Source organism: Actinomyces sp. (assembly GCF_030524025.1).
Classification (GTDB): domain Bacteria; phylum Actinomycetota; class Actinomycetes; order Actinomycetales; family Actinomycetaceae; genus Actinomyces.
Map to the genome: position 1 here is coordinate 161,849 of NZ_JAUNHI010000002.1, position 19,905 is coordinate 181,753.

At 72.9% G+C, this 19,905-nt stretch carries 18 protein-coding genes; 5 read left to right on the plus strand and 13 right to left on the minus strand.

The annotated features are described in order from the left end of the window. Positions 1 to 11: 11 nt before the first annotated feature. The 8 genes from Q4C85_RS01855 to glmS form a co-directional block, all read right to left on the minus strand. Positions 12 to 734: a succinate dehydrogenase cytochrome b subunit gene (locus Q4C85_RS01855; RefSeq protein WP_303139069.1), complete on the minus strand. Its 723-nt coding sequence runs from the start codon at positions 732 to 734 to the stop codon at positions 12 to 14. A 283-nt stretch (positions 735 to 1,017) separates the two neighbouring features. Then, positions 1,018 to 1,515, minus strand: coding sequence for a ribosomal protein S18-alanine N-acetyltransferase (gene rimI / locus Q4C85_RS01860; protein ID WP_303138997.1), 498 nt, complete (start codon positions 1,513 to 1,515; stop codon positions 1,018 to 1,020). A 65-nt stretch (positions 1,516 to 1,580) separates the two neighbouring features. Next, positions 1,581 to 2,300, minus strand: a complete 720-nt coding sequence (tsaB, locus tag Q4C85_RS01865; RefSeq protein ID WP_303138998.1) for a tRNA (adenosine(37)-N6)-threonylcarbamoyltransferase complex dimerization subunit type 1 TsaB — start codon at positions 2,298 to 2,300, stop codon at positions 1,581 to 1,583. A gap of 227 nt (positions 2,301 to 2,527) precedes the next feature. Further along, the gene (locus Q4C85_RS01870) at positions 2,528 to 3,328 is read right to left on the minus strand and encodes a hypothetical protein (protein ID WP_303139000.1); all 801 of its coding nucleotides are present in this window, start codon (positions 3,326 to 3,328) and stop codon (positions 2,528 to 2,530) included. Positions 3,329 to 3,333: 5 nt separating this feature from the next. Further along, positions 3,334 to 3,870, minus strand: a complete 537-nt coding sequence (tsaE, locus tag Q4C85_RS01875) for a tRNA (adenosine(37)-N6)-threonylcarbamoyltransferase complex ATPase subunit type 1 TsaE (protein WP_303139001.1) — start codon at positions 3,868 to 3,870, stop codon at positions 3,334 to 3,336. 33 nt (positions 3,871 to 3,903) lie between these two features. Then, entirely contained in the window at positions 3,904 to 5,211 is a 1,308-nt protein-coding gene (alr, locus tag Q4C85_RS01880; protein ID WP_303139003.1) for an alanine racemase, read from the minus strand. Positions 5,212 to 5,311: 100 nt separating this feature from the next. Beyond that, positions 5,312 to 6,940, minus strand: a complete 1,629-nt coding sequence (locus Q4C85_RS01885) for a bifunctional ADP-dependent NAD(P)H-hydrate dehydratase/NAD(P)H-hydrate epimerase (protein WP_303139071.1) — start codon at positions 6,938 to 6,940, stop codon at positions 5,312 to 5,314. A 60-nt stretch (positions 6,941 to 7,000) separates the two neighbouring features. Then, on the minus strand, positions 7,001 to 8,905 hold the full coding sequence (gene glmS, locus Q4C85_RS01890) for a glutamine--fructose-6-phosphate transaminase (isomerizing) (protein WP_303139004.1): 1,905 nt from the start codon (positions 8,903 to 8,905) through the stop codon (positions 7,001 to 7,003). A 132-nt stretch (positions 8,906 to 9,037) separates the two neighbouring features. Between glmS and coaA the strand changes: the two genes are divergently transcribed. The 3 genes from coaA to Q4C85_RS01905 all read left to right on the plus strand — a co-directional run bounded on the left by coaA (position 9,038) and on the right by Q4C85_RS01905 (position 13,373). Then, positions 9,038 to 10,033 carry a type I pantothenate kinase gene (gene coaA, locus Q4C85_RS01895; RefSeq protein WP_303139005.1) on the plus strand — a complete coding sequence of 332 codons (996 nt, stop codon included), beginning with the start codon at positions 9,038 to 9,040 and terminating at the stop codon, positions 10,031 to 10,033. A gap of 297 nt (positions 10,034 to 10,330) precedes the next feature. Beyond that, a complete protein-coding gene (locus Q4C85_RS01900; protein WP_303139007.1) occupies positions 10,331 to 11,878 on the plus strand; it encodes a Re/Si-specific NAD(P)(+) transhydrogenase subunit alpha in 1,548 nt (515 codons plus the stop codon). A gap of 4 nt (positions 11,879 to 11,882) precedes the next feature. Beyond that, on the plus strand, positions 11,883 to 13,373 hold the full coding sequence (locus tag Q4C85_RS01905) for an NAD(P)(+) transhydrogenase (Re/Si-specific) subunit beta (RefSeq protein ID WP_303139009.1): 1,491 nt from the start codon (positions 11,883 to 11,885) through the stop codon (positions 13,371 to 13,373). On the opposite strand, the gene Q4C85_RS01910 is transcribed toward Q4C85_RS01905, so the two are convergent. After that, positions 13,354 to 14,301, minus strand: coding sequence for an aldo/keto reductase (locus Q4C85_RS01910; RefSeq protein ID WP_303139010.1), 948 nt, complete (start codon positions 14,299 to 14,301; stop codon positions 13,354 to 13,356). The two genes, Q4C85_RS01905 and Q4C85_RS01910, sit on opposite strands and share 20 nt — an antisense overlap. Positions 14,302 to 14,590: 289 nt before the next feature. Between Q4C85_RS01910 and Q4C85_RS01915 the strand changes: the two genes are divergently transcribed. Then, entirely contained in the window at positions 14,591 to 15,187 is a 597-nt protein-coding gene (locus Q4C85_RS01915) for a TetR/AcrR family transcriptional regulator (protein WP_303139012.1), read from the plus strand. Between the two features lie 69 nt (positions 15,188 to 15,256). On the opposite strand, the gene glmM is transcribed toward Q4C85_RS01915, so the two are convergent. From glmM to Q4C85_RS01935, 4 genes are all read right to left on the minus strand, one after another. Beyond that, positions 15,257 to 16,612 (minus strand): phosphoglucosamine mutase, encoded by a 1,356-nt coding sequence (gene glmM / locus Q4C85_RS01920; protein ID WP_303139014.1) that lies wholly within the window; start codon positions 16,610 to 16,612, stop codon positions 15,257 to 15,259. A gap of 158 nt (positions 16,613 to 16,770) precedes the next feature. Then, entirely contained in the window at positions 16,771 to 17,265 is a 495-nt protein-coding gene (gene rpsI / locus Q4C85_RS01925; protein ID WP_303139016.1) for a 30S ribosomal protein S9, read from the minus strand. A gap of 43 nt (positions 17,266 to 17,308) precedes the next feature. Then, positions 17,309 to 17,752 carry a 50S ribosomal protein L13 gene (gene rplM / locus Q4C85_RS01930; protein ID WP_303139017.1) on the minus strand — a complete coding sequence of 148 codons (444 nt, stop codon included), beginning with the start codon at positions 17,750 to 17,752 and terminating at the stop codon, positions 17,309 to 17,311. 260 nt (positions 17,753 to 18,012) lie between these two features. After that, on the minus strand, positions 18,013 to 18,984 hold the full coding sequence (locus Q4C85_RS01935; protein ID WP_303139018.1) for a tRNA pseudouridine(38-40) synthase TruA: 972 nt from the start codon (positions 18,982 to 18,984) through the stop codon (positions 18,013 to 18,015). 72 nt (positions 18,985 to 19,056) lie between these two features. Between Q4C85_RS01935 and Q4C85_RS01940 the strand changes: the two genes are divergently transcribed. Continuing rightward, positions 19,057 to 19,815 carry an ROK family protein gene (locus tag Q4C85_RS01940; RefSeq protein WP_303139020.1) on the plus strand — a complete coding sequence of 253 codons (759 nt, stop codon included), beginning with the start codon at positions 19,057 to 19,059 and terminating at the stop codon, positions 19,813 to 19,815. Positions 19,816 to 19,905: the final 90 nt, after the last annotated feature.

Genomic DNA, 19,905 nt, shown 5'->3' on the forward strand with positions numbered 1-19,905 from the left:
CTCAGTGGCTCTCAGTGGGAAGATCCGATACCGGCCTCGGCGGCCCTCATCGCGTACTCGGCCGCGTCCATGGGCACGTCGGTGAGCCCGAAGAGGATCGCGGTGGGGACGATCATGAAGGCGGCGAACAGGCCGAAGGCGACGACGAAGGCCACCAGGCGGATGAGGGGGACCGTCCCCCCGCGGGTGGCCCCGAGCGTCTGGAGGGCCGACCACACCCCGTGCCACACGTGCAGGCACAGCGCCGCGAGGGCGACGGCGTAGATGAGGTAGACCCACCACAGCTGGAAGCCGTAGTACATGTTCATGTAGGCCCGCCCGTGCACGTACTCGCCCCCGGGGGTGAAGTGCAGGGTCGTGTACTGCAGGATGTGCACGACGATGAAGGCCAGGAGGATGACACCGCCCCAGCGCATGGTCCGCATCGCGTAGCGGGACGCGAAGTACTCCGCGCCGGCCTTCTTGACGGCATACTTGTCGGTGCCGCGCGCCCTGCGGTTGCGCGCCCACAGGTGGAAGGCGCTGCCTGCGTGCGCCAGGAGGCACACGAGCAGGCCGATCCTCAGGATCCACAGCACGCCGCCGTGGGGAAGGATCGGCACGAGCAGCTCACGCAGGAAGTAGGCGTAGTGGTCGTAGGCGATCTCGCCCTCAAAGTAGTGCAGGTTGCCGTAGGCGTGGAACAGGACGAAGACGAGGAAGAAGAGGCCCGACCAGGCCATGAGGCGCTTCATGAAGACCGTCGTCGAGTACGCGGTCCTCTTCTTCTTGGAGGGAGCAGGAGTGTTGGCCACGGCATCAGGTTAGCCAAGGCCGGGCGGCGGGCGGCACCACTTCGAGCCCCCGCTCGGCCCCGGCGTCGGCCCCCCTTGGCAGCACGGGGAAAAGTGGCGCCCCGGCAGCGGCGCCCGCCCTCGGATCCCCACCGCGGAGGCACCTGGCGGGCATGACGGCGAGCACATTTTCGTGACGTGGGTGTCAGACAAATAGGGAGCGGCGAAAAGGCCTCCGACGTGCTCAGATGTGCTCAGCGCCCACCGGACCCGCCTGAGCGGCAGGGCTGAGGGCCAGCCGCATGACCACCGCGTCCTCCACCGGGGCCAGGTAGTAGCGCCGTCGCGTGCCGATCGACTCGAAGCCGTAGCGCGCGTAGAGGGTGCGTGCCGCCTGGTTGGACTCGCGGACCTCGAGCAGGACGGCGCGGCAGCCGGCCGCTCGCGCGGTGGACACGAGCTCGGCGAGCATGGCCGAGGCGATGCCCTGACGCCGGGCCGCGGGCACCGTGGCGATGCTGAGCAGGTCAGCGTCCCCCCTGCCGTCGCCGAACCACAGGCCGCCGTAGCCCAGGACGGCGACGCCGTCCCCTTCCCGGCGCTCGACCACGACGTAGCGCCGGTCGGGCGCCGGCGCACAGGCGGCGGCGACCTCGGAGGCGATCAGCTCCCGGCTCCAGGCCTCTCCGGCGAACAGGACGCGCTCGAGCTCGACGACCGTCTTGACGTCGGCAGCCGTCATGGGGCGCATCACCGCGCCCGCCGGAAGCCCGGAGGGATCCCGTGCGGTCCGGACACGGCGCAAGGTCATCGGACCCGTTTGCGCCCCGCCGGCATCTGCACGTCGGCGTGACGCAGGTAGAGCGGTTCGGTGCCCAGGACGATGCCCTGGGCGAGGCGGGTGACGGCGATCCGGACCTGGGTCCGTGCGTCGCCCGACACCGGGGCAAGGACCCGGCGGCCCTGCGCGATCCCGTCGTAGAGGGCGGCCCCCGAGCCGGCCACCGCGTCTGCCGGGCCCGCCTGGGCGGCGCGCTCGGGCGTGAGGACCTCGATGGGACCGAGCCTGTCGACGTCGTCCGGCCCCTTGGCCCGGTAGCGGGCGGTGTAGACCTCCGAGCGCCGGGCGTCGGTGGCCACGAGCACCGTTGCGCCAGCGGCCGGCCCCTGGGCACCGTCGTCGGCCAGCTCGTCGAGGGCGGCTCGGGCCACCGCGTCCAGGCTGGGGACGCCGTGGACCGCCAGTCCCCTGGCGCGTCCCAGCGCCCTGGCGGCGACCAGGCCGGCGCGCAGCCCCGTGAAGGGAGCGGGCCCCGTGGCGGCCACGACCGCGTCGAGGTCCTGGCCCGCCACCTCCGGGTCGGTGAGCACCGCCTGGAGCATCGGCCCCAGCGACTCGGCGTGCCGACGAGCGTCCGCCTGCTCGGCTTGAGCCAGGACCGTCAACCGCAGGCCGTCGGGCCCAGGGTCGGCGCCGGCCACCACGAGCTGGGTTCCGAGCGAGGAGTCGATGGACACGATGCGCACAGCCCCAGCCTAGATGATTGATTCCCCGGGGTGGGGTTGGTGGTCGTGGGCGCACCGGGGCTGGCGACAGGAGTCCGGACTCACGTCACCAGCCCCGGACCCACCCACCGAGCCCCGGAGCCAACGACCCAGCCCCGGAATCACAGGCCGCCGACGAGCGCGAGGGTGGCGGGACATGCCTGCCGACCACCGTCTGAATGTATGACCCGACCTGCCAAGCGGTGGGCTCAGGTGCGCAGGGGGGCCATGACACGCCGCTCGTGGCGGATGGTGAGCAGGAGTATGGCCAGTCCGATGAGGACCACTCCCCCGCTGGTGACCCAGACCATGAGGTCGGAGTCTCCCTCGTCGGCCCCCGAGGGCTCGACGGTGGTGGCCGTCGGCGTCGAACGGTCCCGGAGGACGGCCGCATAGGTGACCATTGGGACCGCGCCGGCGAGCTGCGCCGAGGCGGTCGAGCCCAGGGCGCTCACCGTGCGCTTGGACACCGCGTACCAGGCGTCCTCCCGGCTGATCCCACCGGAGTCGACCGCCTCGCGCACGAGCACGGCCTGAGGGTCCAGACCTACGAGCCCGGTGGCGAGGGACTGGTCAGAGACGAGTACCCCGCTGACACCTCCGGCGTCATCGGAGGGGCCGTCGGCCTCGACCCGAACGACTAGGACCGCCGTCGGCTCACCATCGACCTCGACCGCCGCCGCCCAGACCGGCTCAGGAAGTGGGGCCGCGTAGGGGGAGGTGCCGTCGAGGAACCCGGAGGCCCACACATGTGCCTGCACAAGGGGACCCGTGCTCGCCCCCGCCCCCAGGGAGCGGGCGACCAGGTCGGCTCCCTGGTCATCGGCCCAGGTCTGGGCCAGGGCGGCCCCCTCGGCCGTCGTTGCGCGGGCAGTCGACAGAGAGGCCGTCGCGGCCGCCTCCAGTGACGCAGCCGTCGCGGAACTCCCGGTCGCGGCCGGCCACAGCCCGCCCAGGGCCACGAGGACCGCCGCGGCGAGCAGGACGAGGGAGGTGTAGCGACCCGGCACGAGCCTCACCCGACAAGGCCCGACAGGTCGACACCCTCCCAGCGCGGCCCGAGGGCGGTCACCGTGATCTCCCGCCGCCCGTCGTCGATGTCCTCCAGGTCGGTCACCTCCGCCGCCTGGCCCGCCAGACCGCCGTGGGGCCGGGCGACGACCACCTCCAGGCGGTTGTCGGACAGCGCCTCGACCTTGTCGCGGCCCCACTCGACCAGCGTCACCGACTCGGCCAGGGAGGAATCCAGGTCGAGGGCGTCGACCTCCTCGAGGGATCCCAGGCGGTAGGCGTCGACGTGGATGAGGTCGGGGCCGGGCCCGAGGGCGGGGTGGACGCGGGCGATGATGAAGGTCGGGGACGAGACCCTCCCCCGCACATCCATGGCGGCACCGATGCCCTGTGCGAGAGTCGTCTTGCCCGCCCCCAGACCGCCGGAGAGCATGACGAGGTCACCCGCCCGCAGCACAGCGGCCAGGCGCCCGCCGAGGGCGCGCGTGGCGTCGGCGTCCGCGGTGACGACGCGGACCGTGCCGGCCGGCGTAGGGGTCATGGAGTCTCCTGAAGGTTGGGGCGGGCGCGGGACTCAGGCCAGGGGGACGGTCTCACGGAAGCCGCCGGTCGTGCGACGCGGCACGCGGGGGCCCAGTCGCGTGACGATCTCGTAGTTGATGGTGGAGCAGGCACGGGCCCAGTCATCGGCCCCGGGAACCGCCGGGTCCGCCCCCGGGTCGCCCCACAGCACCGCGATGTCGCCCGCACGGGCCGGGGCGGGCAGATCGGCGCCGGCCCCGGGGCCCTCGGTCGCCACGGCGGGACCGAGGTCGATGACGACCTGGTCCATGCAGACCCGGCCGACGATGGTGGTGCGCAGCCCTGCGACCGCCACCGGCCCGGTGTCCGAGGCGGCGCGGGGCAGGCCGTCGCCGTAACCCAGCGGTACGAGCCCCACCCAGCGGTCGGTCGGAGCGGTCCAGGTCCCCCCGTAGGACACCGCCTGGCCGGCGCCGATCCGCTTGACCTGGGTCAGAGGCGCCTCCAGACGCATGGCGGGGCGCAGGTCGAGGTCCCGGCCGCTGGCGACCTGCGGGTTGGGGGACAGCCCATACAGGCCGATGCCGATGCGCACGAGGTCGAGCCGGGCATCGGGGTGCCACAGCAGCCCGCCCGTGGCGGCCAGGTGGCGCACGCGCGGCGTGAGGCCGGCCTGGAGCACGCACCTCTCGGCGGACAGGAAGCGGGCGAGGTGGTCCTCGGTCGACCCGCAGCGCGGTTCATCGGCGCGAGACAGGTGGCTCCACAGTCCGACGACGTCGAGCACGCCCTCGTCCTGCGCGGCCCTGGCCGCGTCGGCCAGGGCGGGCAGGTCGGCCTCGACGGCGCCCGAGCGCGACATCCCGGTGTCCGCCTTGAGGTGGAGGCGCCCCGGGGATCCCCCCGCCTCGAGGTGGGCGCGGCAGGCCGAGCGCAGGGCGAGGAGCTGGGCGAGGCTTGAGGCCGACAGGTCGAGGTCGGCCTCGAGCGCGCGGCGCAGCGCGGAGCCAGGCCGGGCGGCGTCCTCCGGGTCGAGGACCGGGGCGAGCCAGCACATGAGCCGGGGTGCCTCGGGCTGGGGGACCCCGTCGGGTCCCCCGGCGGGCCTGCCCACGCCGGCGGTGTCCAGGAGGCGGCGCAGCTCGAGGGCCTCGCTGAGCTGGGCGACACCGAGCCAGGTCGCACCGGCCCGCAGGCAGGTCAGCGCCACCGGCGCCAGCCCGTGTCCGTAGGCGTCGGCCTTGACCACGGCCATCCACGGCACCCCGGCCACCGCCGACAGGACGTGGGCGTTGTGGGCGATGGCGTCGAGGTCGACGACGGCGCAGGAGGTGGCGGTCAAGTCCGGGCAGGTGCTCACCCCCCGATTCTGCCACCGCCCGCCCCGGGGCGAGGGAAGGCCGGTGTGCGCCGGTGCGCGCCGTGGCGTCTCCCCGCACCGCGGGCGGCTCGCCGAGCGCTCAGTGGGACCCGCGGTCGCCGGCCGAGCGCAGGCGCACCCAGGCTCGCGGCAGGTGGTCGACGAGATCGAGGGCGGCGATCGGGTGACCTCCCCCGTCACCCGAGGCGATCGTCCCCGCCACGGCGTGGAGCCGGACGGCCAGCGCCGCGCAGGTCAGGGGGCTGAGGGCTGGTCCCCCGTGCTCGGCCCGGGCCTGGGCGCCGGCCAGGACGGCGCCCAGGACACCGGCCAGGACGTCGCCGCTGCCCGCCGTGGCCAACCAGGCGGGGCCCGCGTCGAGGCTGGTCAGCGTCTGGACCCCGGGGGTGGCGATGAGGGTCGGCGAGCCTTTGAGCACGACGGTCGCGCCGGTCAGGGCGGCCAACTCCCGCGCGGCTCCGGCCGGGTCGGACTCGACCCCGCCGCGCTCGACGGCTCGCCCCAGGGAGGTCAACAGTGCGGCGGCCTCCCCGGCGTGGGGGACGAGCACGTGCCGCTCGGTGCAGCGACGCCCCTCGCCCACCAGCGCGGCCAGCGGCGCGAACGCCCCGGCGTCCAGGACAGCGGGCTGCGCCGTCCCGGCGGAGTCGAGCAGCTGGGCGACCTCGGTGCGGCACCCGGTGTCGGAGCCCTCGACGCCCGGGCCGATGACCCTGGCCTGGCAGCGTCCAGCGGCGGCCACCACCTCGGGACGGGAGGCCAGGACGAGGTCGACGGCTCGGGCCGGGGCCTCGAGGCGCACCATGCCTGCGCCGACCCGCACGGCGGCCGCACAGGTCAGGACCGCTGCGCCGGGGTAGGCCTGCGAGCCCGCCCGGACCCCCAGCACCCCGCGGGTGTACTTGTGGTCCGCCGCTCCCGGGGTGGTCAGGGCGGCGGCGAGCTCCTCGTCGGAGGGCCGGCGGACCAGCGGGGCTCCGGCGGGCACGGGCAGTCCCAGGTCGACGACATCGACCCTGCCGCACAGGCGTGCCGCCGGGCCCAACAGGTGGGCACCTTTGAGGCAGGTGAAGGTGACGGTGCGGTCGGCCGCGAGGACGGGGCCGGCCAGGCTCCCGTCGTCGGGTCCTGTCCCACTGGGCAGGTCGACCGCCAGGACGCCGAAGGGCCGACGACCCGGTGCGCCGGCGGCCACGAGAGGGGCGATGACCTCGACCGCTGCCGGGCGCAGCGGGCCGGAGGCGCCGATCCCCGTCAGACCGTCGATGACGAGCGCGCCCGTCCCACCCGCGCCGGGCCCGGCCGCCCAGGCGCGGGACCGCTCGGCAGCGAGGGGTGCCGGCGCCGTGCGCACCCCGGCGGCCAGGGCCTCGGCCAGGGCACCGGGGTGGGGGCGGTCGGTCACGAGGGCCGCCGTCACGACGCAGCCGCACCGGGCCAGGCGGGCGCCGGCCAGCAGGGCGTCGCCGCCGTTGTGCCCCCCGCCGGCCAGGACGAGCACCCGGGCGCCGGCCACCGGGGGCCGTGGGCGCTCCCACCGGCCAGCACGGGCCGGGCCGCGCAGCTCCTCGACGGCGGCGCGGGCGAGGGCAGCGGCCGCGGCCTGCATGAAGCGGTCGGTGCCCGCGGTCAGCGGAGCCTCGGCCTGGGCGATGGCGCGGGCCCGGTGGGCGCCGCAGGGGTCCAGGGTGGGGACGGGGCCGGTCATGCTCACGGCCTCATCATCGCGCGCCGGGCTCCGCGGTGTGCGGGACCCACCGGCCCGCCCTCACTCCACGGTGACCGACTTGGCCAGGTTGCGCGGCTGGTCGACGTCCAGCCCCTTGGCGGTGGCCAGGGCCGCCGCGAAGATCTGCAGGGGGACGACGGTCAGCAGCGGCCACATGAGCGTCGGAGTGGCCGGGACACGGATGACGTCGTCGGCGAAGGGCATGACGGCCTCGTCGCCCTCCTCGGCGATGACGATCGTGCGCGCCCCGCGGGCCCGGATCTCCTGGATGTTGGCGATGACCTTGTCGTGCAGGACCGGGCGGCGCGGGGTCGGCACGATGACGAACACCGGCAGCCCGTCCTCGATGAGCGCGATCGGACCGTGCTTGAGCTCGCCCGCGGCGAAGCCCTCGGCGTGGACGTAGGCCAGCTCCTTGAGCTTGAGGGCGCCCTCCAGCGCCACCGGGAAGCCGACGTGGCGCCCCAGGAACAGGAAGGACGGCCGGTCGGCGAGCTCGGCGCCCAGCGTCTGGACCGCCTCGCTCTGGGTGTCGAGGACCTGCTGGATCTTGTCGGGCATCCGTCCGAGGTTGGCCAGGTAGTCGGCGACCTCGTCGGGCCACTTGTTGCCGCGCAGCTGGGCCAGGTACAGGCCCAGGAGGTAGCAGGCGGTGATCTGGGCGAGGAACGCCTTGGTCGAGGCCACGGCGACCTCCGGGCCGGCGTGGGTGTAGAGGACGGCGTCGGCCTCGCGGGCGATGGTCGAGCCGTAGGTGTTGACGATGGCGAGCACCTTCGAGCCCTGCTCGCGGGCGTGGCGCACCGCCTGGATGGTGTCCATCGTCTCACCGGACTGGGAGACGGCCACGGTCAGGGTCTTCTCGCTGACCACCGGGTCGCGGTAGCGGAACTCGTGGGCGAGCTCGACCTCGACCGGGATCCGGCACCAGTGCTCGATGGCGTACTTGGCCACGTGCCCCGCGTAGGCGGCGGTGCCGCAGGCGATGACGATGATCTTGTCGACGCGGCGCAGCACGGCCGGGTCGATGCGCATCTCGTCGAGGATCAGCTCGCCGCGCTCGTCGACCCGCCCGCGCAGGGTGTCGGCCACCGCCGTGGGCTGCTCATGGATCTCCTTGTCCATGAAGGTCGCGTAGCCGCCCTTGACGGCGGCCGAGGCGTCCCAGGAGACCTCCCACCTCCGGGGATCGACGACCCGGCCCTCGGCGTCCCAGACGGTGACCTTCTCGGCGGTGGCCAGGACGACCTGGTCGTCGTCGACCTCGGCGGCGCTCCGGGTGAAGGCGACGAAGGCGGCGACGTCGCTGCCCAGGAAGTTCTCCCCCTCCCCCAGGCCGATGACCAGTGGGCTGGTCGAGCGCGAGGCCACGATCGCCCCGGGGGCCAGGGGGGTGATGGCCAGCAGGGTGTAGGTGCCCTCGAGCAGGGCCGTGACCGCACGCATCGACTCCACGAGCACGGCGGCGACCGCTGCCTCGTCGAGCACCTCCCCGGCCTGCGTCAGGCGCTGGGCGAAGTCGATGTCGAGCAGGTGGGCGACCACCTCGGTGTCGGTCTCCGAGACGAGCTCGCGCCCGGCCGCCTCGACTTGGTCGCGCAGAGGGCGGAAGTTCTCGATGATGCCGTTGTGGACCACCGCCACCTGCCCGGCACGGTGCGGGTGGGCGTTGACGGTCGTGGGGCCGCCGTGGGTGGCCCAGCGCGTGTGGCCGATACCCGCCGTGGCCGGTGCGGGAGCGGCCTCCTCCAGGGCCCGGCGGAGATTGTCGAGCTTGCCCGCGGCCTTGACCACGGTGGGGCCATCGGTCTCGCCCGGGGCGGTCAGGGCGATCCCGGCCGAGTCGTAGCCGCGGTACTCCAGGCGGCCCAGGCCGTCCATAAGCACCGTCAGCGTGCGGTCAGAAGCGGGCGAGGGGCCGACATGGCCGACGATTCCACACATGGGTCCGATGCAACCACGCGCGGCCCTGAGGTTCAATTGCGCGGCCCGGGCGCCGATGTGAGACGCACGGCATCTGGACCGCGGTGCCCTCCGGGAGCCTCGACCGCCCCACCGATGGGTCAGACTTGGCCGGTGAGCACCACCGGCTCCCCCGCCCACGGAGCGCCGACATCGGCAGCATCGCCCTATATCGAGCTCGACCGCGAGCAGTGGAGGGCGCTGGCCCGCACGGCCCCTCTGCCGCTGACCCAGGCCGATGTCGAGAAGCTGCGCGGCCTGGGCGACCCGATCGACCTGGCCGAGGTCGACGCCGTCTACCGGCCCCTGACGGCGCTGCTCGAGGACTACATCGCCGCCACCCGCGAGCGCGCACGACGCACGGCCGCCTTCCTCGGGCTGGAGGTGGGGGCCGGGCACATGTCGACTCCCTTCGTCGTGGCGGTGGCGGGCTCGGTGGCGGTGGGCAAGTCGACCACCGCCCGGCTCATCGCCCACCTCCTGGCCCGCTTCGAGGCCACGCCCTCGGTGGCGCTGGTGACGACCGACGGCTTCCTGCTGCCCAACAAGGTCCTCGAGGAACGGGGACTGACCGCCAGGAAGGGCTTCCCGGAGTCCTACGACCGCCGGGCCCTGCTCGACTTCGTCTCAGCCGTCAAGTCCGGGGCCCCGCGCGTCGAGGCCCCGGTGTACTCCCACCGGGTCTACGACGTCGTCCCCGGGGAGTCGGTCGTCGTCGAGCGGCCCGACGTGCTTGTCCTCGAGGGCCTCAACGTGCTCCAGCCCGCCCCGCGGGGCCGGCGGGACGCCCCGGCGCCCTCGGCGTTGGCGGTCAGCGACTTCATCGACTTCTCGATCTACGTCGACGCCGATCCCGCCGACATCCGCCGGTGGTACCTCGACCGGTTCCTCACCCTCAAGCGCACCGCCTTCACCGAGCCGGGCTCCTACTTCCAGCGTTTGGCGGCGATCCCTGACGACATCGCCCTGGCGGCGGCCTCCGAGGTGTGGGAGTCGGTCAACCTGGCCAACCTGCGCGAGAACATCGCCCCCACCCGCGGCAGGGCCACGCTCGTGCTCGACAAGGACTCGGACCACCGGATGCGGCGTGTCCTGCTGCGCAAGGCGTGAAGCCGGCGCGGTACACCCGTACCAGATGCCTGTCCCATATCGCCAACCGCCCGACGCGGCGGCGAGCCCTGCCCGGAATGGCTCAATTCCAGCGCTACTGACCGGCTCTCACCCGACGTTGCTCCCAGTGCGAGGGAGTCACCCGGGGCACCATCCCACAAAACTGGTACATCTGTTCCAGATGGCGGACCGCAGCGCTTCCCGTGGCCCGGCTCACTCCTCTAGGGTTCTTCTCATCGTCCGTCCTGCCCCGCCCGGCCGCACCCGGCCCGGGCCACCGAGCGCGAAGGAGCATCAGTGCGTCTAGGAGTGCCCTGCGAGGGGCCTGACCAGCCCGTGGTCGCGGCGACGCCGCAGACCGTCGAGAAAATGATCCGACTCGGATACGAGGTCCTGGTCGAGCGGGGCGCCGGGGAACGGGCGCGCTTCCCCGACGCCGCCTACGAGGAGGCCGGCGCGCACCTGGTCGGCCCCACCGGGGCGTGGACCAGCGAGGTGGTGCTCAGCGCCCAGGCACCCGACGAGGAGGCCCTGAGCATGCTCGGGCCGGACACGACCGTCATCAGCCGCCTCGACCCCGCCCGGAACCCCGAGCTCATCGAGTCCCTGCGGGCCACTGGCGCCACCGCCCTGGCCCTGGACGCGGTGCCCCGGATCTCCCGCGCCCAGGCCATGGACGTGCTGTCCTCCCAGGCCAACCTGGCGGGCTACCGGGCGGTCATCGAGGCGGCCGCGCACTTCGGCCGGCTCCTGGGCGGGCAGGTCACGGCCGCGGGCAAGTTCCCCCCGGCGTCGGTCTACGTCATCGGCGCCGGCGTGGCCGGACTGGCCGCCATTGGGACGGCCACCTCCCTGGGCGCCGTGGTGCGCGGCACCGACGTGCGCCCCGAGGTCGCCGACCAGGTCCGGTCCATGGGCGCCCAGTTCGTCCCGGTGCCCACCGCCCAGGAGACCTCCTCGGACGGCTACGCCACGCAGATGTCGGAGGACCAGGCGGCTCTGGCCGCCCGGCTCTACGCCCAGCAGGCGGCCCAGGCCGACATCGTCATCACGACCGCGGCCATCCCGGGGCGCGCCGCACCCGTCCTGCTCGACCGCGAGGCGATCCAGGCGATGGCGCCGGGCTCGGTCATCGTCGACATGGCCGCCGCCACCGGCGGCAACACCGAGCTGACGGTCGCCGGCGAGGTCATCACCACCGACGGCGGGGTCACTATCGTGGGCCACACCGATCTGGCCGGTCGCCTGCCTTCCCAGGCCTCCCAGCTCTACGGGCAGAACCTCGTCAACCTCCTGACGCTCATGACCCCCGAGCAGGACGGCACCCTTGTGCTGGACCTGGAGGACCAGGTCGTGCGCGCGATCACCGTGTGCCACGAGGGGCAGACGCTGTGGCCGCCCCCTCCGGTCACCGTCTCGGCCTCGGCGCCGGCCCCGCGAGGGCCCTCGGCCGAGGAGCTCGCCCGCACCGAGGCCCAGGCGGCCGCCGCCCAGGCCCGTTCCCGGCGCCTGCGCGCCGTGGGCCTGGCCGCGGCGGCCCTCGTGGGCGCCGCCCTCATCCTGGTCACGCCGGAGGCGGCCACGAGCCATTACGTCGTGCTCGTCCTGTCGATCATCCTCGGCTTCCACGTCATCTCCAACGTGACCCCCGCCCTGCACACGCCGCTGATGAGCGTGACCAACGCGATCTCGGGCATCATCCTGCTCGGAGCGATCTCCCAGGTCGGCCACTCCGACCCTCTCATCAGCGCCGCCGCCTTCGCGGCCCTCGTGCTGGCCACCGTCAACGTCTTCGGCGGCTTCGCGGTCACCCACCGCATGCTCGCGATGTTCAGGAAGGACTGAGGCGATGCTCGCCGTTATCACCGCTGCGACCGCGGGCGCCCTGCCCGCCGAGGGCACCACCGAGGGCGTCGTCCTGGGCACCCTGCCCTCCCCCGTGGTCCTGGCCTACATCCTGGCCGCCGTCCTGTTCATCCTGGCCGCCGCCGGCCTGTCCAAGCATGAGACGGCCGCGGCCGGCAACATCGCCGGGGCCGTGGGCATGGCGGTGGCCGTGGCCGCCGCCATCGGCCTGGCCCTCACCTCCGACCCCGGCCGGGGCGTGCTGACCACCGCCCTGCTCATCGCCCTGGCCCTGGGCATCGGCGCCGTCATCGGCATGGCCCTGGCCGCCCGCGTGGCCATGACGGGGATGCCCCAGCTCATCGCCGTCCTCAACGGGCTCGTGGGACTGGCCGCCGTCATCGTCGGCTACAACTCCTACGTCGCCCCCGACGCCCTGGCGGAGTCCTTGGGCACCTTCCACCTCGGGGAGGTGTTCCTCGGGGTGTTCGTCGGCGCGGTCACCTTCACCGGCTCCATCCTGGCGGCCCTCAAGCTCGCCGGCCGGGTCCCCGGGCGCCCCATCGCGCTGCCGGGGCGCAACCTCGTCAACCTGGCGATCCTGCTCGTCTCGCTGGGGCTCATGGTCGCCTTCCTCGTCCTGCCCGAGGGCTCCCCGGCCGCGTGGGCCTGCCTGGGGGTCATGACGGTGCTCGCCCTGGCGCTGGGCGTGCACCTCGTCGTGGCCATCGGCGGCGGAGACATGCCGGTGGTCGTGTCGATCATGAACTCCTACTCGGGCTGGGCCTCGACCTTCACCGGCTTCATGGTCAACAACGACCTGCTCATCATCACCGGCACCCTCGTGGGGTCCTCCGGGGCCTACCTGTCCTACCTCATGTGCCAGGCCATGAACCGTTCCTTCATGTCGGTGCTCCTGGGCGGATTCGGCACCGACGGCGGTACTCCGGCCGGCGACGCCACCCAGGAGGGCTCGATCGAGCAGACCGACGTGACCTCCGTGGCCCGGATGCTCCAGCGGGCGCGTCGTGTCGTCATCACCCCCGGCTACGGCATGGCGGTCGCCCAGGCCCAGTATCCCGTGGCCACCCTGACCGAGCTGCTGCGCACCGAGGGCGTCGAGGTCGCCTTCGGCATCCACCCGGTGGCCGGGCGCCTGCCGGGGCACATGAACGTGCTGCTGGCCGAGGCGCGGGTGCCCTACGACATCGTCCTGGAGATGGACGAGGTCAACGACGACCTGGGGGATGTCGACGTCGTCCTGGTCATCGGCGCCAACGACACGGTCAACCCCGCCGCCGAGGAGCCCGGCTCTCCCATCGCCGGCATGCCAGTCCTGCGGGTGTGGGAGGCGCGCAACGTCGTGGTCTTCAAGCGCTCGATGGCCACCGGCTACGCCGGCGTCCAGAACCCGCTGTTCTTCAAGGACAACACGGAAATGCTCTTCGGGGACGCCAAGGACTCCGTCGAGGCGATCATCCGCGCCCTGGAGTAGCGGCCCTCCCTGCGGTGGACACGCCCGTCCGCTGCGCGACCGCCTCGGGGTACCTGGGGCCGCTGGCGCGGATCTGTTCCAGGCGACCGAGGTGACCGCTGCTCAGCGACAGGGTCGTCGCGGCCAGGTTGGCCTCGAGGTGGGCTGAACGGGTCGTGCCCGGGATCGGAACCACGTCCCGACCCCGGCTCAGTACCCACGCCAGGGCGACCTGCGCCGGGTTCGCCCCCACCTCGTGGGCCACCTCCGTGAGGATCTGCACCTGCCTCAGGTTCTGCGCAAGATGGGCCCGCCGCCAACGGGGCAGGAGCCGGCGGTAGTCGAGCAGGGACAGCTGCGTGGTCGCACCGGCGGCACCAGTGAGCATCCCCCGCCCCAACGGGCTGTAGGCGACGATGCCAATCGCCAGCTCGCGGGCGGTGGCGAGGACCTCATCCTCCACGTCCCGGCTGAACAGCGACCACTCCATCTGGATGGCCGCCAGGGGGTGGGTCGCATGGGCCCCCCGGATCTGCGCCGGTGTCGCCTCACTGAGTCCCAGATGGCGGACCTTGCCCGCTGCGACGGCCTCGGCCATCGCTCCGACGCTGTCCTCGATCGGCACCGCGGGGTCGACCCGGTGGAGGTAGTAGAGGTCGATCCAGTCGGTCCCCAGACGCTTGAGGGAGGCGTCCACGGAGCGCCGGATGCGCTCGGGCCGGCCGTCGAGCCCAACCGGCAACCCGACGCCGGGCAGGGTCCGAATGCCGGTCTTGGTTGCGAGCACGACCTCGTGCCGCCGCCTGCCCAGCGCTGCCCCGATCAGACGCTCGTTTCCCCCGCGCCCGTACATCTCGGCGGTGTCGAACATGGTGACCCCCAGGTCGAGGGCGCGAGCCACCGTCCTGCGCGCGGACGCCACATCCGGCCGGCCATAGGTGGCGGACATCCCATGCATCCCAGGCCGAGATCACTGACCTCAAGAGTTCCCAGCTTCCTCATCACGTCCTCCCGTTTGCGAGCAATCACTCGCATAGAAGAATATGAGTATCTGCTCGTATTTGCAAGAGCCCTGCCTCCGACCACCCCGCCCCTCCCCGAGATCGGGGAGTGCGAGGTCCAGCGTGACACGACCGCCCGCGGCCATCTGGCCGGCCCAGCCCGTCGGGACCCCCACCAGATGCCACCGCCCGCCCGCGACCGCCGCCCCCGTGGAATCAATGATCTAGGCTCCTGCCATGCCCGATCACGCTCCGCGTCGTCAGCGCCGAGGTCTTGAGCGCATGAGCCTCATCCTCGAGGCCGCCACCCAGGTGATGGGCCGGGTGGGATATGAGCGTATGACGACCAACGCGATCGCTGCCGAGGCGGGCATCTCCCCGGGCTCGCTCTACCAGTACTTCTCTTCCAAGGAGGACATCGCCTCCGCGCTGTGGGAGCGCTACGCCACCGAGCTGCGGGCGATCCTCGACGACGAGGCGCTCACCTCACAGCAGACCTCCGTGGCCGAGCTCGTCGACCGGGTGGCGGATCCCGTCCACGCCCTCAAGACCGCTCACAAAGCCTTCGCCCAGCTCTATTCACGTGCTGCCGACGATCAGGGTCTTGAATCGGTCCGCCGTGCCCACGAGGCCTTCGACGCAGGCCTCGTCGACATCATGGCTGCGCGCAACCCCTCCTGGCACCGAGCCGAACTCGAGGTCGTCGCGGCGATCGTCTCAGGGATGTTCGCCACGACGATCACCCGCGACTCCCTGACCGGGGACCCCGCCACTGATCTGACCGAGGTCAAGAAGGCCATCGTCGCCTACCTGGTGGCCAAGGGGATCAGCTGAGGGAAAGCCCGGCGGCGCCCCACCCGCGACGACCCGCTCCCGCGCGGCGACGCGGGAGCGGGACACGTCTCACAGGGCGAGGTTGGAGCGCACGACCTCGGCGAGCTCGCCGGCCACAGCGTCGGCCTCCTCCTGGGTGGCGGCCTCGACCATGACGCGCACGAGCGGCTCGGTGCCCGAGGGGCGCAGGAGGACCCGGCCCGTCTCACCCAGGCGCTCCTCGGCCGCGGCCACGGCCTCCTGAACCGCCCGGTTGGTGCCCGCCGCCGCCTTGTCCACGCCCTTGACGTTGACCAGCGTCTGGGGCAGGCGCTGGACGATGCTGGCCAGATCGGCCAGGGAGCGCCCGGTGCGCTTGAGGCGGGCGGCCACCCGCAGGGAGGTGAGCACGCCGTCACCGGTCGTGGCGTGCAACGTGTCGATGACGTGCCCCGACTGCTCGCCGCCGAGGGTGAAGCCGCCCGCGAGCATCTTCTCCAGCACGTAGCGGTCCCCCACACCGGTCTGAACGGTGCGGATCCCGGCCTTGCGCATCGCCAGGATGAGGCCGAGGTTGCTCATGACGGTGACCACGAGTGTGTCGGAGCCCAGCGTCCCGTCCTCCTTCATGCCCACGGCCAGCAGGCCCATGATCTGGTCGCCGTCGACGAGGTTGCCCTCGGCGTCCACGGCCAGGCAGCGGTCGGCGTCACCGTCGTAGGCCACGCCCATGTCCGCGCCGACCGAGCGCACGTAGCTCTGGAGCTGGGCAGGGTGGGTCGAGCCGCAGTCGGCGTTGATGTTGAGGCCGTCGGGCGAGGCGTTGAGCACGATGACCTCGGCGCCGGCGGCGCGCAGGGCGGCCGGCCCCACCGTGAAGGCGGCGCCGTTGGAGGCGTCGACCACGATCCGCAGGCCGGTGAGGTCGGTGGCCACGGAGTCGACGAGATGGTTGATGTAGGTCTGGTCCGCCACCGTCTCACCCTTGATGACACGGCCCACGCCAGCCCCGGTGGGCAGGTCGTCGACCTTGCCCAGGAGCGCCTCGATCTCGTCCTCGACGGCGTCCTCGAGCTTGAGGCCGCCCCGGGCGAAGAACTTGATGCCGTTGTCCTCGAAGGGGTTGTGGGAGGCCGAGATCATGACACCGAGGTCGATGTCCTGCGTGGCCGTCAGGTGGGCGATGGCGGGGGTCGGCAGGACCCCGACCCGGGTGACATCGACACCCGAGGAGGCCAGGCCCGAGCTGATGGCGTGGTCGAGGAACTCCCCGCTGGCGCGGGTGTCGCGCCCCACGATCGCCCGGGGGCGTCGGCCACGTCCAGCGGCCGGGGCCTCCGCGGTCAGGACGCGGGCGGCGGCCTGACCGAGCTGGACGGCCAGGGCGGGGGTGAGCAGGTCGTTAGCCAGTCCGCGCACACCATCGGTGCCGAAGAGTCGTGCCATGTGTCGGTTCCTCCTGAGTCGGGCGTCCGGCCCATCATCCCACGCCCGTGGCCCGCCGCGCGCCGAGCGCCCCGGACCGGCGTCCTGGCGGGGCGACGACGGCGCCCCGCCCAGCTCCCGGACGGGAGGGGCGGGGCGCCGTGCGATGGCGTGCAGGCTCAGCGCTTGGAGTACTGCGGGGCGCGACGGGCCTTGTGCAGACCGGCCTTCTTGCGCTCGACGATACGGGCGTCCCGAGTGAGGAAACCCGCCTTCTTGAGGGTCGGGCGGTTGGCCTCGCGGTCGATCTCGTTGAGGGCGCGGGCGATGCCCAGACGCAGGGCACCGGCCTGGCCGGAGATCCCGCCGCCGTGGATGCGGGCGATGACGTCGAAACGGCCCTCGAGGTCGAGGATGGTGAAGGGGGCGCGCACCAGCTGCTGGTGCAGCTTGTTGGGGAAGTAGTCCTCCAGGGTGCGGCCGTTGAGTGTCCACTGGCCGGTGCCGGGGACGAGACGGACGCGGGCGACGGCCTCCTTGCGGCGTCCGAGTCCGGCCCCGGGGGCGGTGATGGACTGGCCGCGGCCCTCGGTGGCGCCTGCGGTCTCGGTGGTGTAGCTGGAGGGGGCGTTGTCCTCGTCCAGCGCGTCGATGTCGACAGTGGTCTCAGCCACGATATGTCCTTTGCTTGTCGCGGGGTGCCGGGCGCTGGCGCGCTTACTGGGCGACCTGGGTGATCTCGTAGGCCTGCGGGTTCTGCGAGTCGTGCGGGTGCTCCGCGCCGGCGTAGACCTTGAGCTTCTTGAGCTGGGCGCGGCCGAGCTTGGTGTGAGGCACCATGCCCTTGATGGCCTTCTCGATGGCGCGCTCGGGGCGGGTGGCCAGCAGCTCCCGATAGGAGACGGCGGTCAGGCCACCGGGACGGCCCGAGTGACGGTAGGCGAACTTGCGGTCCGCCTTGCCGTGGGTCAAGACGACCTTGTCGGCGTTGATGATGATGACGTAGTCACCGCAGTCGGCGTGAGGGGCGAACTGCGGCTTGTGCTTCCCACGGAGCAGGGTCGCGGCCTGGGCCGCGAGCCGGCCGAGGACGACGTCGGTGGCGTCGATGACGTACCAGGTCTTCTCGACGTCGCCGGGCTTCGGTGTGTACGTGCGCACGGGCGTTGCCTTCGTTTCTCTTGGCGAGCGGCCGCGCCGGCCGAGCGTAAGAAGCGTCGCTGTCCGGCGAGACCGTCATGGTCAGGTGAGGGGTCGGAGCACCGGCGTACCGGGCGAGTGGGATGGCACCACGGACGCGCACGCGTGCTGCACGACGATTGCTCACCTTACCGGCGGCCCGTGACAGGGGTCAAAAGAAAGATGACCCGCGTTGTCGTGAATCCTGCCACGCCTCGGCGCAGTTCGATGCTCCCCCGGGCTCAGCAGCCGCAGTCCCCCGCGCTGCGCAGGACCCGGGCCCTGGCCGCCTGCGCGGCGAGCTCCTCGTCACCGGGGTAGTCGACACCGATGAGCGTCAGCCCGTGCGCCGGCGCCACGGGAGCGGCGCGCTGCCGGCTGCGGGCCGCCAGGATCTCGGCCGGCCAGGTCACCGGTCTGCGGCCCCTGCCGACCTCGAGACAGGCACCGACCAGCGAGCGGACCATCGAGTGGCAGAAGGCGTCGGCGGAGACGTCGAGCACGACGAGCCCGGCGTCCACTCCGCCTGTGGGCCCAGCAGGTCCCCCGCCCGGCAGGGGCGGCCTTAGCCAGGAGGCGGCCGTCAGGGTGCGCACCGTCGAGGCCCTCGCCCGCGGCCGGCAGTAGGACAGGAAGTCGTGCTCACCGGTCAGCGGGGCGGCGGCCTGCGACATCGCGGCGACGTCGAGCTCCTGGGGCTCCCACAGCACCTGAGCCCGCCTCCAGGGCTCACGCGGGGCCAGGGCGTCGGCGATCCGGTAGCGGTAGTGGCGCGCCAGCGCCCCGAAGCGGGCGTCGAAGTCCGCCGGCACGACCCGCACGCCGTGGACCACGACATCACTGGCCCCCCGGGGCAGCGGCCCCAGCCCACCCGCCCGGTGGGAGGTCATCGTCTCGCGCGCCAGCACCCCCGCCAGACGGGCACGGAGCGCCGCCTCAGGACTGCGCCCCGAGCGCCCCGGAAGCGCCTGCCACGCCCCGACGGGCACGTCGAGGTGGGCCACCTGGCCGGCGGCGTGCACCCCCGCGTCGGTGCGGCCCGCCACCGTCAGCCGCGCCGGGTGGCGCAGAACCGCGGCCAGCGCCTCGGTCAGCACCCCTTCGACGGTGCGTCTGCCCGGCTGAGCCGCCCAGCCGCTGAACGCTCCGCCGTCATAGGACAGGTCGAGGCGCACACGGAGGGCGGACCCGGCGTCCGGCTCGATGGGGGTCATGGCCCCATTCGACCACAGTGGAGGATCGGTGGAGGATCGAGGCCGCTGGAGAACCGACCGCGCGGTAGCGTCGTGCCCGTGACCACGACCCTGTCCGTCGACTGCGGCGGTGGCGGCATCAAGGCCGCTGTCCTGGACCCCGAGGGGTCCATCGTCTCGCGCGCCGTGCGCACCCCCACCCCCTACCCCCTGCCTCCCGACAAGCTGGTGGCGACCATCGCCGCGCTCGCCGACCAGCTGCCCGGAGCCGACCGGGTGACCGTGGGCATGCCGGGGATGATCCGCCACGGAGTCGTCATTGAGACCCCCCACTACATCACCCGGGACGGACCGCGCTCGCGCGTGCTCCCCGAGCTCAAGGAGGCCTGGGCCCGCTTCGACATGGCACGCGCCGTCACCCAGCGCCTGGGCATCCCCTCCCTCGTGCTCAACGACGCCGAGGTCGCCGGCTGCGGGGTCGTCACCGGCCACGGTTACGAGATGATCGTGACCCTGGGCACCGGCCTGGGCAATGCCGTGTTCGACAACGGAATCCTCGCGCCCCATGTCGAGGTCTCCCAGGGACCGGTGCGCTGGGGGCTGACCTATGACGACTACATCGGCGAGCACGAGCGCCTGCGTCTGGGCGACGCGCACTGGTCGCGGCGCGTGCGCAGGGTCGTCGACGCCCTGCGCCCGATGTACGTGTGGGATCGCCTCTACCTCGGCGGTGGGAACTCCCGGCGGATCACCGCCTTGCAGCTGGGCAAGATGGGCGAGGACGTCGTCGTCGTGCCCAACGAGGCGGGGATGACCGGGGGCGCCCGCTGCTGGGAGATGACCCGGCGCTGACTCGTTCCAGCGCAGCCCTCGCGCACACGACATGGGGCGGGGGGGGCGGCCCCGGGGGGGGGCCCCCCCCCCCCCCCGGGGGGGGGGGGG